The 17,129-nt window shown below is 43.2% G+C and carries 15 protein-coding genes; 6 read left to right on the forward strand and 9 right to left on the reverse strand.

What is annotated here, in order from left to right; translation table 11 throughout:
* The first annotated feature begins 98 nt into the window (after window positions 1-98).
* Window positions 99-4,622 (forward strand): glutamate synthase large subunit, encoded by a 4,524-nt coding sequence (gene gltB / locus HH214_RS20130; protein WP_169610701.1) that lies wholly within the window; start codon window positions 99-101, stop codon window positions 4,620-4,622.
* 51 nt (window positions 4,623-4,673) lie between these two features.
* Window positions 4,674-6,146 carry a glutamate synthase subunit beta gene (locus HH214_RS20135; RefSeq protein WP_169610703.1) on the forward strand — a complete coding sequence of 491 codons (1,473 nt, stop codon included), beginning with the start codon at window positions 4,674-4,676 and terminating at the stop codon, window positions 6,144-6,146.
* A gap of 77 nt (window positions 6,147-6,223) precedes the next feature.
* On the opposite strand, the gene HH214_RS20140 is transcribed toward HH214_RS20135, so the two are convergent.
* The 3 genes from HH214_RS20140 to HH214_RS20150 form a co-directional block, all read right to left on the reverse strand.
* Complete coding sequence (locus tag HH214_RS20140) at window positions 6,224-6,436, reverse strand: hypothetical protein (protein ID WP_169610705.1); 213 nt, start codon at window positions 6,434-6,436, stop codon at window positions 6,224-6,226.
* Between the two features lie 125 nt (window positions 6,437-6,561).
* Window positions 6,562-7,095, reverse strand: coding sequence for an RNA methyltransferase (locus HH214_RS20145; RefSeq protein ID WP_169610707.1), 534 nt, complete (start codon window positions 7,093-7,095; stop codon window positions 6,562-6,564).
* Window positions 7,096-7,150: 55 nt separating this feature from the next.
* A complete protein-coding gene (locus tag HH214_RS20150) occupies window positions 7,151-7,567 on the reverse strand; it encodes a hypothetical protein (protein WP_211166268.1) in 417 nt (138 codons plus the stop codon).
* A 41-nt stretch (window positions 7,568-7,608) separates the two neighbouring features.
* On the opposite strand from HH214_RS20150, the gene HH214_RS20155 reads away from it, so the two are divergent.
* A complete protein-coding gene (locus HH214_RS20155) occupies window positions 7,609-7,899 on the forward strand; it encodes a YciI family protein (protein WP_169610709.1) in 291 nt (96 codons plus the stop codon).
* Between the two features lie 71 nt (window positions 7,900-7,970).
* On the opposite strand, the gene HH214_RS20160 is transcribed toward HH214_RS20155, so the two are convergent.
* From HH214_RS20160 to HH214_RS20180, 5 genes are all read right to left on the reverse strand, one after another.
* Window positions 7,971-8,705: an SDR family oxidoreductase gene (locus tag HH214_RS20160; protein ID WP_169610711.1), complete on the reverse strand. Its 735-nt coding sequence runs from the start codon at window positions 8,703-8,705 to the stop codon at window positions 7,971-7,973.
* A gap of 105 nt (window positions 8,706-8,810) precedes the next feature.
* On the reverse strand, window positions 8,811-9,671 hold the full coding sequence (locus HH214_RS20165) for an aldo/keto reductase (RefSeq protein ID WP_169610713.1): 861 nt from the start codon (window positions 9,669-9,671) through the stop codon (window positions 8,811-8,813).
* Window positions 9,672-9,774: 103 nt separating this feature from the next.
* Window positions 9,775-10,131 carry a hypothetical protein gene (locus tag HH214_RS20170; protein ID WP_169610714.1) on the reverse strand — a complete coding sequence of 119 codons (357 nt, stop codon included), beginning with the start codon at window positions 10,129-10,131 and terminating at the stop codon, window positions 9,775-9,777.
* Between the two features lie 18 nt (window positions 10,132-10,149).
* Entirely contained in the window at window positions 10,150-10,506 is a 357-nt protein-coding gene (locus HH214_RS20175) for an SPW repeat domain-containing protein (protein WP_169610716.1), read from the reverse strand.
* Between the two features lie 186 nt (window positions 10,507-10,692).
* Window positions 10,693-10,926, reverse strand: coding sequence for a hypothetical protein (locus HH214_RS20180; RefSeq protein WP_169610718.1), 234 nt, complete (start codon window positions 10,924-10,926; stop codon window positions 10,693-10,695).
* Window positions 10,927-11,032: 106 nt separating this feature from the next.
* Here HH214_RS20180 and HH214_RS20185 point away from each other — a divergent pair, with 106 nt between their 5' ends.
* Window positions 11,033-11,290: a hypothetical protein gene (locus HH214_RS20185; RefSeq protein WP_248282159.1), complete on the forward strand. Its 258-nt coding sequence runs from the start codon at window positions 11,033-11,035 to the stop codon at window positions 11,288-11,290.
* A gap of 62 nt (window positions 11,291-11,352) precedes the next feature.
* Here HH214_RS20185 and HH214_RS20190 read toward each other — a convergent pair whose 3' ends face one another.
* Window positions 11,353-12,300: a hypothetical protein gene (locus HH214_RS20190; protein WP_169610720.1), complete on the reverse strand. Its 948-nt coding sequence runs from the start codon at window positions 12,298-12,300 to the stop codon at window positions 11,353-11,355.
* 378 nt (window positions 12,301-12,678) lie between these two features.
* Between HH214_RS20190 and mutS the strand changes: the two genes are divergently transcribed.
* Together mutS and HH214_RS20200 are read left to right on the forward strand one after the other, a co-directional pair.
* A complete protein-coding gene (gene mutS, locus HH214_RS20195; protein ID WP_211166414.1) occupies window positions 12,679-15,255 on the forward strand; it encodes a DNA mismatch repair protein MutS in 2,577 nt (858 codons plus the stop codon).
* Window positions 15,256-15,302: 47 nt separating this feature from the next.
* Entirely contained in the window at window positions 15,303-16,955 is a 1,653-nt protein-coding gene (locus HH214_RS20200) for a M28 family peptidase (protein ID WP_169610724.1), read from the forward strand.
* The last annotated feature ends 174 nt before the right edge of the window (window positions 16,956-17,129 follow it).

The following is a 17,129-nucleotide window of genomic DNA, read 5'->3' on the forward strand; positions in this document are numbered from 1 at the left end:
TTTTGCATATTCATAAAAAAGCAATTTATATTCTGCAAATAATTACAAAGCATTATATTCGTAATTACACACCTAACTGAATTAGTAAGCTAAGAGAGATGAATCAAACTGAATGTGAGCAGCAGGGTCTTTACAGATCCGAATTTGAGCATGATTCCTGCGGGACCGGATTTATAGCGAACATTAATGGCCACAAGGCCAATCAAATTATTCATGATGCCCTCACTATGTTAGAAAATATGGAACATAGGGGCGCTTGTGGTTGTGACCCGGAATCGGGTGATGGTGCTGGTATTCTGATACAGTTGCCGCATGAGTTTTTGATGGAAGAATGTTCGGAAATGGAAGTGAGCTTGCCCGAACCCGGCGAATACGGCGTAGGTATGATTTTCTTCCCGAAAGATTCCGCTTTAAAGAAAGCCTGTCGTAATATTATCCAATCGGCTATAGAAAAACTGGGTTTAACTATCCTAGGCTTTCGTAAACTGCCGGTTAACAGCCAAGTTATTGGAGAAACAGCCCGCCAGGTTGAGCCAGATGTGGAGCAGGTATTTGTGCTGAGGCCATCATACATTAATAACACGGAAGATTTCGAGCGTAAACTATATGTGTTACGTCGTTATATCAATAAAACGGTTAATGATACTTACCCGGCAGCAGGCGATTTCTTTTACTTTACTTCGTTTAGCTGCAAAACTATTGTTTATAAAGGACAAGTTACCACGTTCCAGTTAAGGCAATATTATCAGGATTTATCTGATCCGCGTATGGCTTCTGGCTTTGCCATGATTCATTCACGGTTCTCAACGAATACATTCCCATCCTGGAAGCTGGCGCAGCCATTCCGTTTAATAGCGCACAACGGTGAAATCAACACCCTTACAGGCAACCTAAATTGGTTCTACTCCGGTGTGAAATCATTGGCTTCTTCGTATTTCAGCCAGGATGAGATGGAAATGTTGTTACCGGTTATTGATAACAACCAGTCTGACTCTGCCTGTTTAGATAACATTGTTGAAATTCTGCTGCATTCCGGCCGTTCATTACCTCATGTCATGATGATGCTGATACCGGAGGCCTGGGATGGTAACGAACAAATGGATCCGCTTAAAAAAGCTTTCTACGAGTACCACGCTACCCTTATGGAGCCTTGGGATGGACCGGCCGCTATCACCTTTACTGATGGTAAAGTAGTTGGTGCATTGCTTGACCGTAATGGTTTGCGCCCTATGCGTTACACCCTAACTAATGATGGCCGCATTATAGCCGCTTCAGAAACCGGGGTGCTGGAAATTGATCAATCTACCGTTTTGCGCAAAGGTCGTTTGCAACCAGGCAAAATGCTGTTGATTGATACAGTACAGGGCAAAATTATTACCGACGAAGAAATTAAACAGCAAATAGCCGCACAGCAGCCTTATGGCCGCTGGCTGGAAAATTATAAAATAAGATTAAGCGAACTGGCCGAACCACGCTTGGCGTTTGCCAGCTTGTCGCCCGATTCAGTGTTCCGTTACCAGCAGGTGTTTGGCTACACCCGCGAGGATATAGACACTATCATCAGACCTATGGCATTGGATGCTAAAGAGCCTATAGGTTCAATGGGTACTGATGTGCCATTGGCTATCTTGTCTGACAACCCCCAGCATTTATCTAGCTACTTCAAACAGTTTTTTGCGCAAGTAACTAATCCACCGATTGATCCTATAAGAGAGCGATTGGTAATGAGCTTGGCTACTTTTATCGGCAACAACGGCAACTTGCTGGATGAAGATAAAATGCATTGCCATTGTGTTATGCTGAAGCATCCCATATTGCGCAATCATCAGCTAGAAAAATTGCGCAGTATTGATACAGGCTTGTTCCATGCCAAAACGCTGCAAACTTACTTTAAAGCGGATGGACAACCAGGATCATTGGAAAAAGGTATTGCCCGTTTATGCCGTTATGCAGAAGATGCCGTAGAGGATGGGTTTGAAGTATTGATTTTATCAGACCGCGCTCTGGATTCAGAACACGCACCTATACCATCATTGCTGGCAGTATCAGCTGTACATCACCACCTAATTAAGAAAGGCTGCCGCGGAGCTGTAGGTTTAGTGGTGGAAGCTGGCGACGTTTGGGAAGTACACCATTTTGCCTGCTTGCTAGCCTTTGGTGCTACGGCTGTTAACCCATATTTGGCACTATCTACCATTGAAACCATCAAGAATAATGGTAGTCTGGAAACAGAACTGGATTATAAAGCATTGTCAAAAAACTATGTAAAAGCAGTTTGTGATGGTTTGCTCAAAATCTTTTCCAAAATGGGTATTTCCACCCTGCAGTCTTATCATGGTTCGCAGGTGTTTGAAATATTAGGTATCAATAGTTCAGTAGTTAACCGGTATTTTACCGGTGCAGTAACCCGTATTGGCGGCTTAGGTCTGGATGAAATTGCCCGTGAGGCTTTGTGTAAACACGAGGTTGGCTTCACTAACAATAAAACTGCTGGCAGGATACTGCCAGACGGCGGTATTTACCAATGGAAACGCCGTGGGGAAGTGCATTTGTTTAACCCAGATACTATACACCTACTGCAACATGCTACCCGTACTAAAAATTACGATTTGTACAAACGCTATGCAGCTCTGGTGAACGAACAATCAGAAAAGCATTTTACTATACGTGGTTTGCTGGACTTTGCACACCACCGTGAAGCTATTAGTGTTGACGAGGTAGAACCTATTGAAAAAATCTTGAAAAGATTTTCAACTGGTGCTATGTCATTCGGCTCTATATCACACGAAGCACACAGTACTTTGGCAATTGCCATGAACCGCATAGGTGGCCGTAGCAATACCGGCGAAGGAGGTGAAGATGAGTTGAGATATGAAGTAATGGAAAACGGCGATTCTATGCGCTCTGCTATCAAGCAGATTGCCTCAGCCCGTTTTGGTGTAACCGCCAGCTACCTGACCAATGCTGATGAATTACAAATTAAAATGGCTCAGGGCGCTAAGCCTGGTGAAGGCGGACAGTTGCCTGGCCATAAAGTGGATGAATGGATTGCCAAAACACGCCACTCTACACCAGGGGTAGGTTTAATTTCGCCACCACCACACCATGATATTTACTCGATTGAAGATTTAGCGCAGCTGATTTTTGATTTGAAAAATGCTAATCGCCAAGCCCGTATCAATGTAAAACTGGTATCAAAAGCAGGCGTAGGTACTATTGCTGCTGGTGTAGCCAAAGCTCATGCTGATGCTATTTTGGTATCAGGTTATGATGGGGGAACAGGCGCTTCGCCTATCAGTTCAGTTAAGCATGCAGGTTTGCCTTGGGAGTTAGGCTTAGCAGAAGCGCACCAAACCTTAGTACGCAACAAACTACGCAGCCGCGTAGTATTACAAACGGACGGCCAGTTAAAAACCGGACGAGATTTGGCTATTGCTGCTTTAATGGGTGCTGAAGAATGGGGAGTAGCTACGGCCGCGCTAGTAGCTGGTGGTTGTATCATGATGCGTAAATGCCATTTAAATACCTGCCCTGTAGGCGTAGCCACTCAAGATCCTGAATTACGCAAGCTGTTTACCGGCAAACCGGAGCATATAGTAAATCTATTCTACTTTTTGGCTGAAGAACTACGTGAAATTATGGCTGAACTAGGTTTCCGTACCGTAAATGAAATGATAGGTCGTGTACAGTTCCTGAAAGTGAAAGAGGGTGTTAAACACTGGAAAGCTAATACCATTGATTTATCAGGTATTTTACACCCAGTAAATAATGCAAAAGGGCTTACCCTGTACAAAAGCGAAGAGCAGGATCATGGTTTAGCTAATATTATAGATTGGCAATTACTTCAAGATGCACAGCATGCATTAGCTGAACAGGTACCGGTTTATGGTTCATATACTATCAAAAATATTGATCGTACAGCAGGCACTTTGTTATCTAATGAAATTACCAAAAAATATGGTGCAGCAGGGTTGCCTGATAATACCATTAACTACAAGTTTACCGGTTCGGCAGGTCAAAGCTTTGGCGCTTTCACTACGAAAGGTATCTCTTTTGAGCTGGAAGGTGAAGCTAATGATTATGTAGGCAAAGGCTTATCAGGTGCGCAGTTGGCTATTTATCCTTCGTTAACCTCAACGTTCGAGCCTTCCTCAAATATTATTGTAGGGAATGTGGCCTTATATGGTGCTACATCTGGTGAGGCTTATATAGGAGGTAAAGCAGGTGAGCGTTTTGCCGTTCGTAACTCTGGCGCAATTGCGGTAACAGAAGGTATAGGCGACCATGGTTGCGAGTACATGACAGGTGGCCGGGTGCTCATACTAGGTCAAACCGGGCGAAACTTTGCAGCTGGCATGAGCGGCGGTATAGCTTGGGTGTACAACCCTGATGGTGAATTTGTTCATAACTGCAACACCGAGATGGTTGATTTAGACCCGCTGGAGTTTGCCGATGAGGAGCAGATTATTACCTTATTGCGTAAGCATGTACAGCTAACTGGCAGCCGCTTGGCGCAGCATTTATTAAATGACTGGAAAGAAGCATCCGTGCATTTTGTTAAGGTATTTCCGAAAGAGTACAAGAGAGTATTACAACAAAGACAAAAACAGGCTATTGGCTAATAAGCCTTATTTAATCGACATTATATTGCGTGCTTGCAACAGCTGAAACAAATGGGAAAAGAAACTGCATTTAAAGAATATAATAGGGAATTGCCACATAAGGCAGCACCTGCAGACCGGGTAAAGAATTACAATGAGTTTGTGGGTTTATATAGTGATGAAGAATTGAATCATCAATCTGCCCGGTGCATGAACTGCGGTGTGCCTTTTTGCCATGCTGGCTGTCCGTTGGGTAATATCATTCCGGAGTTTAATGATGCGGTATATCGTAAAGACTGGGAAGAAGCTTACGAGATATTATCATCTACCAATAATTTTCCGGAGTTTACTGGTCGTATCTGCCCGGCTCCGTGTGAGTCTTCCTGTGTTTTGGGTATCAATAAACCGCCGGTAACCATTGAAGAAATTGAGAAGCACATTATTGAAATTGCTTTTGAACGTAACTTGGTTAAACCGGCTGCTCCACTAGTCAAAACTGGTAAAAAGATTGCTGTTGTAGGTTCGGGCCCTGCTGGTATGGCTGCTGCCGCGCAATTGAGCAAAGCAGGCCATTTGGTAACCGTGTATGAACGTGATGATCGTCCAGGTGGTTTATTACGCTATGGTATTCCAGATTTTAAATTGGAAAAATGGGTTATTGATCGCCGTATTCAACTGATGGAAGAAAGTGACGTAACTTTCATCTGTAATACCGAAATAGGCAAAGATATTACCGCCGAAGAATTGGTTCGTAACTACGATGCCGTAGTGTTGGCTACAGGTTCAACTATACCGCGCGATTTGCCTATAGAAGGGCGAAGCCTGAAAGGTATTTATTATGCTATGGATTATCTGGTTCAGCAAAATAAGCGGCTTGGTAACAGCCCAGTTGAAGTTAAAGATATATTAGCCACCGGCCATGATGTAATTGTAATTGGCAGTGGCGATACAGGTTCAGACTGTATTGGTACGGCCAACCGTCAAGGAGCTAAATCAGTTAAGCAGTTTGGCTTAATGTTTCAACCGCCGAGCCAACGTACACAGCACATGCCTTGGCCTAGTTATCCGACTATTTTGCGTGATACTAGCTCGCACGAAGAAGGTTGTGAGCGGGTATGGGGCATTAGCACTAAAGCCTTTTTAGGAGACGAGCAAGGAAACTTACGTGCTCTGAAAGTAACTGACATTAGCTGGGAACTGGATGATTTCGGTCGTAGGGTTAAATTTCAGGAGATTGAAGGTTCTGGACGTGAAATACCTTGTACGCAAGTGTTTTTGGCTATGGGCTTTTCTCACCCGCAGCATGAAGGCTTATTGCAGCAATTAGGCGCAGAGTTAGATGAACGCAAAAATATTAAAGCGAAAGAAGGTATATATCGTACTAATGTAAGCAAAGTATTTGCCTGCGGCGATGCACGTCGGGGACAATCTCTAGTAGTATGGGCTATCTCCGAAGGCCGTGAAACTGCCCGTAAGGTGGATGAGTTCCTGATGGGGCATTCATCTTTAGAAAGCAAAGATGCGGTGAGTGCATTTAGTTACTAAATTGTAGTTATTAGGTGTCAGATTTTTAAACAATTGTACTTCTGATAATCTGACACCTAATAATTGAATAACCAAACCTATTTCATATCAATAATTTCGCTAACCTGTGATAAACGGTTACGTAATTGTTCATAGGATTCGGTAACGGTAATATACGATTCATTATCTCCGGTAAGATATACACGTACTTCCTCTTCGGGAGTCATGTAAATAACCAATGAAATAATATGATCTAAATTAATCAGCGTGTTGCGATTGTTTTTGTCTAAAAGTTCAATAAATTTTGCCATAGCTGATTAACATTTATGATTGTAAAAGGTTCGTTCAGATGCTAACCGAATATTATTTTTTGGTGAGCGCAGTACTCACTAATGCTGATCTAATTGCATCAACTGTTGTTGGCTGAAACTTAAAACTAGCTTAAATTCAGCTTAGCAAAAAAGTCCCATAGTACAATGCCGGCAGATACTACAATGTTAAAAGAGTGCTTGGTGCCAAACTGAGGTATTTCCAAACAGGTATCAATTTGAGCCATAACTCCGTCGGCTACACCGTTCACTTCATTTCCAAAAATCAGCGCATATTTCTGGTTAGCTTCAGGGGTGAAGTTATTAAGCATTACGCTTTGTTCAGCCTGCTCTATAGCTATAATTTGGTAACCGGAACTGCGCAAATCTTCAACAGCTTGCAGGGTATCAGCATAGTAGGTCCAATTTACAGATTGAGTTGCACCCAATGCTGTTTTTTCAATTTCCCGATGTGGAGGCTGCCCGGTAATACCGCACAGACACACCTGCTCTACAGCAAAACCATCGCTGGTACGAAATATAGAACCTACATTGTGCATGCTACGCACATTATCTAACACCACAGCCACCGGCAATTTATCCTGCTGTTTAAATTCTTCAACCGATGCTCGGTTCAGTTCATCTAATTTAAGTTTGCGCATAGCTTTAAGTTTTCCTCACGAAATAAGGAATCAATTACGGCAAAGATATAAAATGCTAAGGTTTTTTGGTTTGCTGCTGCGCTTTCCAGACCGGCATATAGTCGTAAGTAGGATAGAAGGAAGTATTGAAAGCACCCCATGCACCGTTCTCCAACGTCAGGTTCAGTTCGCGCAGTTTGTCCGCCGGAAACTTCAGGGTAACTACCTGACCAATGCCCATCATTACGTACCATGATACTACCCGCGCGAACTTGGGCGGGAACATCTCGTGAAACTGGTTAGCATCCAGCTTGGCATTAATTTCTTTCAAGTTTTTATCTTCCTGGTGTTTCAGGAAAATGGTAAGCATGGTGCTGTCGGCAGCTTTTTGTGCCTGTGTTGCTGAAGTGACAAAAATAAAAATAAGCAGGGTTATAATGAAAGACTTCATAGCTGTTTTAGTAGGTTTGCTACCTTTTAAAACAGCCTGCATGGTTGCTTGTTGTTAGAATTAATTGACTAAATTATCTTCTTATGAACCAATACGTAATTACAGCTTACGACTACACCGATACTGAAGCTTTGCAGCGCCGTATAGATGTGCGTCCGCATCATTTAGATAAAGTAAAAGAATTGAAGGAAAACGGCAACTTCATAGCTGGCGGCGCCATACTAAATGCCGATGGTAAAATGATCGGTTCAGTGATGATGGTGCAGTTTGAAAGTGATGAAGCTTTAGAAGCTTGGAAAAATAACGACCCTTATGTGCTACAAAAAGTTTGGGAAACCATTGATGTGAAACCTTTTAAACAGGCTGTAGTATAATACAAAGCCATAAACAAAAAAGTCAGGCAGGTAGGCTGCATGACTTTTTTGTTTATAAACCTTACTACCGATTACGGGTTCATCACAGTAAACATTTGTTCGCGTTTAGCCCGCAGGTTTTCAGCCTGACCAACAGCGACTTCATATACGTTGTTCTGCAAAGCTTCTACAGCTTCTTTCACAAACTCATCTACCGGCATACCACCGTGCGATTGTGTTTTATCATCGCGGCGATCATGGCCTAGCTCGGTATCTACAGCAGGTGGAGCAATTTCATAGACTTTTATCGGCGTATCTTTTAGCTGATGCCTCAAAGATAAGCTTACCGAATGTACAGCCGCCTTAGTAGCGCAATATATTGGCATAAAAGACAGAGGCGCAAAAGCTAGTCCTGATGAAATATTGATAATTGCAGCATCTTCCTGATTGCGTAAATGTGGTACCAGCAGTGAAGCCAAATGTACAGGCGCTACCAAATTTGTTTCAATTTCAGATCGAACACGGTCCAAGTTACAAGGATTTGTCAGATCAGTAAGTAACTGGATGCCTGCATTGTTAATCAATACGTTAGTACCGGGATAATTAGTTACCAGCCATTGCACCAGTTCTTCACGCTGTGCCGTATCGGCCACATCGCACACGCGGGTAATAATGCCGGGGTGATGCAAGGTTATCTCGTCTAACCGGTCGGCACGACGGCCGCAAATAATCACGGTATTATCGCGCTTTTTAAATTCCTGAGCCAAAGCCAGGCCAATGCCCGAAGTACCGCCAGTAATGAGTATCGTATTATGTGAAAGTTCCATGAGTGATGATGATAGTTTATAAATGCAAACGTCAGTATGAAAACTAATAGTACCATTATTGGCACTGCTTAGTTTTCATACTGACGGTATGCTGATTTTGTTTGTTTAAGCTTGTGGGATATTGTTCAGTTCTTCTATATCCTGTTCGGTCAGCTCAATACTGCCGGCTTTCAGGTTTTCTTCCAAGTGCGCTACACTGGAAGTGCCCGGAATAAGCAGAATGTTATCCGCATGGTGTAGCAGCCAGCTTAAAGCAATTTGGTGTGGAGTAGCCTGATGTTTATCGGCCACACGTTTTAATACTTCCTGACCTTTTACGTTACCGCCACTCAGTGGGTACCATGGTATAAAAGCAATATTGTGCTCTTTGCAGTATTGCAGAACAGATTCCCATTTACGGTTATCTACACTGTACATGTTTTGTACAGACACTACTTCGAAGTATTCCTGTGCTTTCTGAATATCCTCTACCGTTACTTCCGAAAGACCAATGTGTTTGATTTTACCTTCCAATTGGGCTTTCTGTAAAAAGGCGAAGGTTTCTTCAGCAGGCACATTCGGGTCGATGCGGTGCAACTGGTACAAATCAATCCGCTCCAGTTTCAAGCGTTTTAAGCTGCCCTCCAAAGCTTCTTCCAAGTGTTTGGGCGAGGCATCAACAGGCCATTGGTTAGGTCCGGTACGTAGCAGACCGCCTTTGGTGCCAATTACCAAACCGGCAGGATATGGATATAAAGCTTCCGCAATCAGTTCTTCTGATACGTTAGGGCCGTAACTATCGGCAGTATCAATAAAAGTTACGCCGAGTTCAACCAAACGTTTTAGCACACGTATAGATTCCTCATGATCTTTTGGCGGGCCCCAAATGCCTTCGCCTGTAATGCGCATAGCGCCATAACCTAGACGGTTAATAGGTAAATCGCCACCCAGTATAAATGTTTTTTCGAATGAAATGTTGTTAGCCATAGTTTTAGTGGTTATTGAGTAAAGGCAACAATACATTGCTTATCAATGTTTAAGTTGCTCTATCAGCTTAATCTCATAATTTGGTAGATGCTGAAATTTGTATCTACATGTTTTCCTGTTCGGTTAAAGCGCCTACGGTAAAGCCGGTTAAACCTGTTGCTATAACCGCATTACGGGCTTTAACATCATCAGCAAACTTGAGTAACCAGGGTGCGCCTAAAGCAAATAGGCTTACTGATAAATCAATCATTAAGTGTTTTTTAAAGGGCAATACGCGCCACAAACCCCATTCGGCTTGAGTGAGCAGTGAATAGGCCAGGGCACCTCCACCTAGTAAGCGGCATAGTGTAGTTGCTTTTTTATTATCCTGAAATTTCAGCAGTTCGGGTAATACACTTACCACAGCTGCATAACTATAATCGGCAGCGCCATGGGCTTGCCTTGAAATTGGTTTTTTCATGATGTTTTGATGTTAGAGTTACATTTCCTCTGGTTTAGACAGCGTACCAGCCAATATGCCGATCAGGCCGAAAACGGTGAAGGCAGCCAATGCTTTCTTGTTTTTGGCAAAGCCAAATAGCCAGGGAGCGCTTAAAGCAAACACACCGTTAGCTACATCCAGTATCAGATGTCTCTTGAAAGACATCGTGCGAAACAAACCCCATTCAGCGCGGGTAAATAGGCTGGAGGTTAATATAGCGCCGCTTAATATACGGCTTAGCTTAGCTGCGTTTTCTTCATCGGCAAAGCCTACCAGCTCGGGCGCAAAGGCCGTAAGCGGAATATAAGAGTAGTCGGTGAAGCCGTGTTGCGGCCTACTGATTGGTTTTTCCATGATAGTGTTTTATATGTATGCAGATATAACACCTCGGATAAAACCTTGTTTAATTTATAGTTAAATAGATTTACTGTACCCATGTCAACAAGCACAGTAAATCTGGTAGCACAACAACCTTGTTTTAAGGTTGTATTGTACTTAAAAGGAAAAACATGTAAAATGGATTACTAAAAGGAGTACTAATTATTCCCAACCAGTACCTTTTTTAGCGTTGCCATTTTTAATATGCTCTTCGGCAGTGGCTTTGCTCATAATAGCAGCCATTTTGTTGCCGTCGCTATCTTTACCTGTAGCAATGTAACGGCCAGATTTGCAATCAATAACCGGATCTACCATCGGTACATTTTTCTTTTTCAGTTTTACAGAGTAAGCAGTGATTTCCCCTGGAGTTTCAGTTTCTTTTTTAGCCTTAGCCATATCGATAGGATTAAAGTTTCGTGTTTAACCGCAACGTACTGTTTTTGTTTGCATTAAATGAACTTTAATTAAAAACTTTAACTATTTGCCAGCCGTTACAACTATTATGAGTATGAAGATTGGTGACGAACTATCAAAAGTATTAAAGAAAACTTACGAGCCAGACACCCTAGTAGAGATGCCTTTTAAGCGGTATGATCTGGCTTTTAAAACTGACGAGCAGGGCAGACCTTATTTGTTGTTTATGGGTAAGAAAGATGAACGCGGACAAATTAAAGGTGAGCGTTTTGGCCGAACCATTCAGCAGGCACCTGATGGTACTATAGTAAAAGACTTTTGGGAAAATAAAGGCAAAGCTAGCTGAGTAGCCGGGGAAATTTTTGAAAAATCATGTTGAACTTGTTTCAGCATCCCGGCTTATTTGTATTACCCCTTAACACCCTTTACCCGAATCATGACCGGACTAGCATGTGGCATTCCCCAGGTTTTGCCGGGGGCAGCTTTCATGTAGAAGGACAGATAGCCATCTTCGGTAATGCTTTTCATAGCCTTTAGCTTATACTCTACATCGGCGAATAAATTGTTGATAGATTTCATGAAGTGCAGCTTGCCTTTTTCATCCACCATCACCAGCATGTAATAGTCAAAATCTGCATAAGCCTTATGTATGGTAATCTCGTAATTGGGCGACAGGTAATCGTCTTCCTCAAAAACGCCGTTTAGGCGGTCAACCTTAGCATGTATGCGCTTTACCTGCAGGTTAGGGCTAATGCTGGTAAACACCGCCGGCTCGGTAGCGCCAAATATTTGTTTATAGTCGGCATTGGCTTGCTTAACAAGGTTTTGTACAAACACACTGTCTTTGCTGCGATGGCGCATCAGCTTTTCGGCCGTGGTGTGCAGCGTATTTTTGATATAATCGTTGCGGTATAAAGTCATGAGCACATAGGGCTTGGTTTCGTGCACGTGCTGACTGGATACGTTCAGTACCCGGAACAGCAGACTATCGGGCGTTTGTTTTAGTACCCGTACCCACGACCAGGCAATACTGGCTACCGAACCATGATCGATAGTAACTGGACAGATTACATATTTTTGCAACTTCGGGCTGTAAATACGTACCGAATCATCGGGTAGAAAAGTAATTTTCCATAAGGGCACCAGCTCATAACCACCCGAATCAAAAACATACCCGGTATTAAATACCCGCTTCACCTCGGTATATTCTTTTCCTTCAATTGACTTAAACGATATCAAAAGCTCCGGCTTAGGTGGTAGAGGCGGAGGTGCCGGCATACGGCGATGACATGCTATGCTTAAGCAGATGATGGAAAATAGTACAATGTATTTATGTAGATGTCGGTAATGAGACATAAAGAGCCTAAAGTTAGATTAGAAAACAATATCACCAATGTAAGTGAAGCGGGTTCAAATAACAAAATTTAGGTAAGGTATGCAAGTGTTACATGTTACAGGGTGTAACACCTTGTAACACTGACAGGATTTTGTCAGCAAGTATTTTTTGAAAATAAGTTTAGTTCCTTTAAGTTCTTACATGCAAAGAGCAATTGAATTTGACCTATCGAGGTAGATAGACAATTTTGGAAGACGACAATTTTCATCTTTTCTTTCCTTACAAAACAGCGGTCTTTTTTCCACACGCTGTGCTAAATACCGCCAAACGCGTTAAATTTACGCCTTACTTAAAAACGTAAACGCTTGGGCAAATCCGATACCAAAGAAACGCCATTGATGCAGCAGTACAACCAGATTAAGGCCAAGTATCCTGGCGCCTTGCTGTTGTTCCGTGTGGGTGATTTTTACGAAACCTTTGGCGAAGACGCCGTTAAAACTGCCGGCATACTGGGCATTGTGCTTACCAAGCGTGCCAACGGCGCAGCTACGCATATCGAGTTGGCAGGTTTTCCGCACCACTCGCTCGAAACTTACCTGCCCAAGCTGGTACGTGCCGGTCAGCGGGTTGCCATTTGCGATCAGTTGGAAGACCCCAAAACCACCAAAACTATTGTGCGCCGCGGCGTAACCGAACTGGTAACCCCCGGCGTAGCCGTTAACGATAACATACTGCAACAAAAAAGTAATAACTACCTGGCTTCGCTATATTTTGAGAAAAACAGCGTAGGCATTGCTTTAATTGATATCTCAACCGGCGAGTTCCTGACTGCTCAGGGTAATGCCGATTACATCGACAAGCTTTTACAGTCATTCAGCCCCAGCGAGGTCATCTATCCGAAAAGCTGCAAAAACGATTTTGCCGAAAAGTTTGGCGACCGCTACTACACCTATACACTGGATGAATGGCCGTACAGTGGCGATTATGCCCAGGAAACCTTGCTGAAACACTTCGGGGTAAAATCATTAAAAGGGTTCGGTATTGAAAAGTTAAACCTCGGCATTGTAGCTGCTGGTGTATCCTTGCATTACCTGAATGAAACTGAGCACCGCAACCTGCAACATATCAGTGGCATTAGCCGCATTGAAGAGGACCGCTACCTGTGGCTGGATCGTTTCAGCATCCGTAACCTGGAGCTGGTAGGCTCGGCTAACGAAAATGCTGCCACCCTGGTGGATGTGCTCGACCATACCTGTTCGCCTATGGGCGCCCGCCTGCTGCGGCGCTGGATTGTGATGCCACTCAAGGAACTTAAACCTATTCAAGATCGCCTGAATGTGGTAGAGCATCTTATCACTCATGATGACTTGCGGAATGAGCTGCAAGCCTGTATTCGTCAGGTAGGTGATCTGGAAAGATTGATTAGCAAAATTGGTCTGCAAAAAGCCAACCCGCGTGAGGTATGTCAGTTACGTAAGGCCTTAAAAGCTATCAGCAGCGTCAAAAAAATGTGTGCCGAAGCAGGTACGGAAGCCCTGCTGGCTATCAGTCATCAGCTCAATCCTTGCGATTATATATGTGAAAAGATTGGCCGAGAGCTGAATGCTGAACCGCCCATACAAATTGTAAAAGGCGGCGTGATGGCCGAAGGCATACACGAAGAATTAGATCGTCTGCGCAAAATTGCTTTTGGCGGCAAAGGCTACCTGCTGGAAATACAAAAGCGCGAAGCCGAGCATACCGGCATCCCATCGCTTAAAGTAGCTTTCAATAACGTATTCGGTTATTACCTGGAAGTTACCCACGCGCATCGTGATAAAGTACCTACCGATTGGATCCGCAAGCAAACCCTGGTAAATGCCGAACGCTATATTACGCCAGAGCTTAAAGAATACGAAGAACAAATATTGGGGGCTGAAGAAAAGATACTGGCGCTGGAAACCCAATTATATAATGATTTGCTTTATGCACTTACCGAGTACATTAAACCTATTCAGCTGAATGCACAACTGATAGCCCGGCTGGATGTGCTGCTCAACTTTGCTACGGTATCTATTAAGAACTATTACGTAAAGCCACAAATGGATGATGGCTTGCTGATTGATATTAAAGGTGGCCGTCACCCAGTAATAGAAAAGAACCTGCCGATGGGCGAGGAGTACATTACCAACGATGTATACCTGGATTCGGAAGGGCAGCAGATCATCATCATCACAGGGCCTAACATGGCGGGTAAATCGGCCATCCTGAGGCAAACCGGCTTGATTGTATTGATGGCGCAAATGGGATGTTTTGTACCGGCGAAGCAGGCCACCATCGGGTTGGTAGACAAGATTTTTACACGAGTAGGAGCGTCAGATAACTTATCATCAGGCGAATCAACCTTTATGGTGGAGATGAATGAAACGGCCAGCATCTTGAATAACTTAAGCAACCGCAGTCTGATTTTGTTGGATGAGATTGGCCGTGGTACTTCTACTTACGATGGTATTTCCATTGCTTGGGCTATTGCCGAGTATTTGCATAATCACCCAGCAGCTAAAGCGAAAACTTTGTTTGCTACGCACTACCATGAGTTAAATGAGTTGAGCAATACTTTCTCGCGTATTAAAAACTACAATGTAACGGTAAAAGAAGTTGGGCATCAAATTATCTTTTTGCGTAAACTAGTGCCAGGTGGTAGTGAGCATAGCTTTGGTATTCACGTAGCTAAACTGGCGGGTATGCCGCCAAAGGTACTATCCAGAGCCAACGAGATTTTAAAAAAGCTGGAAGCCGAGCGTACGGGTGGTGAAAACATCAAGGAAAGCATTAAAAAAGTACAAAAACAAGCATTGCAACTACAGATGTTTTCCATTGATGATCCGGTATTGGTTAAAATACGCGACATGTTAAACAACCTGGATGTGAACACTCTGACTCCGGTAGAAGCCTTAATGAAGCTGGATGAAATTCAGCGGGTCATAAAGGGTTAAAAATAGGTATTATAAAAGTTTACTTTAGATTTCGTACCATTACAATTATGCTTACAAGAAATTACCTGACATTATCTTGGCTTGCCTTAGCAGGTTTAGCTAGTCCTGCAGTATCGTACGCGCAAAAGGCTACGGTGGATAGCAAAGTGGCGCAGGCTATGCAGAGTGCCGATTCCAGCCAGATTAAAGCAGACATTACTTACTTGGCTGATGATAAGCTAAAAGGCCGGCTACCCGGTACGGAAGGCTTTAAAATAGCAGCCGACTATGTAATTGAGCAAATGAAGAAATATGGTGTACAACCTGCCGGCGAAAACGGCAGCTGGACACAACAAGTTAGGCTACGCAAAGCTTTTATCAAAAATGCACAGGTGAGTTTAACACTAAAAGGTAATAGTTCTGCTAACGAACAACTGGCTAGTGGCCGTGATGCGGTTATATACCCTGATCCTGTAACTCCGCATGAAAGTGTTAGCGGTGACATTGTATTTGCCGGCTTTGGTATCACCAACCCTGAGCAGCATTACGATGATTATAGCGGCATTGATGTAAAGGGTAAAATGGTAATGGTGTTCAGAGGTGCGCCGCAAAGCTTTCCATCATCCGAAGTGTCGCACTTTATGGATATGGTGACTATACAGAAAACGGCCGCCGCACATGGGGCTGTTGGTGTAATCTTGGGTACGCCGGATAGTTTAGGCCGTTTAGCCAATACGAGTAGAGGTATTTATAGTGTGTTGGATGATAAAGGCAGTGTAGTCGTTTCGCGCAGTTACTATTCCAACCAGATTAAAGCGTTAGCAGTTCTCAGCTATTCATACACCCAACGTTTGTTGCAAGCATCTGGAAAGTCTAGTAGAGAAATATTGGCAGCATTAAAGTCAGGGCATACACAAAGTGCAGATTTGCGAGCTGAGTTGCATGCCACTTACGAAAGCAGCTATCAGGATGTGGATGGATTTAATATCGTCGGCAAAATACCGGGATCTGATCCCAAATTGAAGCAAGAATATGTGGTACACAGTGCCCATCTTGATCATTTAGGTATAAGCGTGCCTGTGCAAGGCGATTCAATTTACAATGGTGCGCATGATAATGCATCAGGTGTGGCTAGTATGTTGCAGATAGCACATATCTATGCTAACCTGAAAGTTAAACCTAAACGATCTATCCTGTTAGTGGCTGTAACCGGCGAAGAGCTAGGTGATTTGGGTTCTGGTTATTTTGCTGCACATCCTACCGTTCCGGTTAAGAACATGGTAGCTGATGTAAATACGGATATGCCAACCATTATTGCGCCGCTGCTTTCAGTAACCGCCTTAGGTGCCGAACATTCATCTTTAGCTAAAGTGGTTGATGAAGCTGCCTCGTATCTGGATTTAAGCGTTGAACCAGATCCTGAACCCAAAGAGAACCGTTTTGTACGCAGCGACCAGTATAGCTTTGTAAAGCAAGGTATACCTGCTTTGCACATTAAATATGGCAGCAAAACACCTGATGGAAAAAATAACTTAAATGAAAAGGTGGCCGTTTGGAGAGCTAAATATTATCATAAACCACAGGATGATATTAATGGCATATTTGATTTTCGTGCAGGAGCTAAATATGCACAACTTAATTTTTTAATTGGCTATTTAGTTGCTAATGATCCACAACGCCCAGAATGGAATAAAGGCGATATATTTGCAACCAAGGAGTAAAGAATTAACCTTCGTTTGTAAGCCTAAGCTGTTTAATTTACAGCTTAGGCTTTTTTTTATAACTAACCTGAACTGGCTACAATAATTCCAGTCTTTCTCAGTACCTATACGTTGTTTCGTATTTATCGATACAATCATCATATTCATCCTCACAAAAACATATACCATATCATA

This window comes from Mucilaginibacter robiniae, from assembly GCF_012849215.1.
In the GTDB taxonomy this organism is placed as follows: Bacteria; Bacteroidota; Bacteroidia; order Sphingobacteriales; family Sphingobacteriaceae; genus Mucilaginibacter; species Mucilaginibacter robiniae.

Coding starts and splice junctions, on each gene's coding strand:
- gltB (WP_169610701.1), top strand. CDS start 99: ATGAATCAAACTGAATGTGAGCAGCAGGGTCTTTACAGATCCGAATTT.
- HH214_RS20135 (WP_169610703.1), top strand. CDS start 4,674: ATGGGAAAAGAAACTGCATTTAAAGAATATAATAGGGAATTGCCACAT.
- HH214_RS20140 (WP_169610705.1), bottom strand. CDS start 6,436: ATGGCAAAATTTATTGAACTTTTAGACAAAAACAATCGCAACACGCTG.
- HH214_RS20145 (WP_169610707.1), bottom strand. CDS start 7,095: ATGCGCAAACTTAAATTAGATGAACTGAACCGAGCATCGGTTGAAGAA.
- HH214_RS20150 (WP_211166268.1), bottom strand. CDS start 7,567: ATGCAGGCTGTTTTAAAAGGTAGCAAACCTACTAAAACAGCTATGAAG.
- HH214_RS20155 (WP_169610709.1), top strand. CDS start 7,609: ATGAACCAATACGTAATTACAGCTTACGACTACACCGATACTGAAGCT.
- HH214_RS20160 (WP_169610711.1), bottom strand. CDS start 8,705: ATGGAACTTTCACATAATACGATACTCATTACTGGCGGTACTTCGGGC.
- HH214_RS20165 (WP_169610713.1), bottom strand. CDS start 9,671: ATGGCTAACAACATTTCATTCGAAAAAACATTTATACTGGGTGGCGAT.
- HH214_RS20170 (WP_169610714.1), bottom strand. CDS start 10,131: ATGAAAAAACCAATTTCAAGGCAAGCCCATGGCGCTGCCGATTATAGT.
- HH214_RS20175 (WP_169610716.1), bottom strand. CDS start 10,506: ATGGAAAAACCAATCAGTAGGCCGCAACACGGCTTCACCGACTACTCT.
- HH214_RS20180 (WP_169610718.1), bottom strand. CDS start 10,926: ATGGCTAAGGCTAAAAAAGAAACTGAAACTCCAGGGGAAATCACTGCT.
- HH214_RS20185 (WP_248282159.1), top strand. CDS start 11,033: ATGAGTATGAAGATTGGTGACGAACTATCAAAAGTATTAAAGAAAACT.
- HH214_RS20190 (WP_169610720.1), bottom strand. CDS start 12,300: ATGTCTCATTACCGACATCTACATAAATACATTGTACTATTTTCCATC.
- mutS (WP_211166414.1), top strand. CDS start 12,679: ATGCAGCAGTACAACCAGATTAAGGCCAAGTATCCTGGCGCCTTGCTG.
- HH214_RS20200 (WP_169610724.1), top strand. CDS start 15,303: ATGCTTACAAGAAATTACCTGACATTATCTTGGCTTGCCTTAGCAGGT.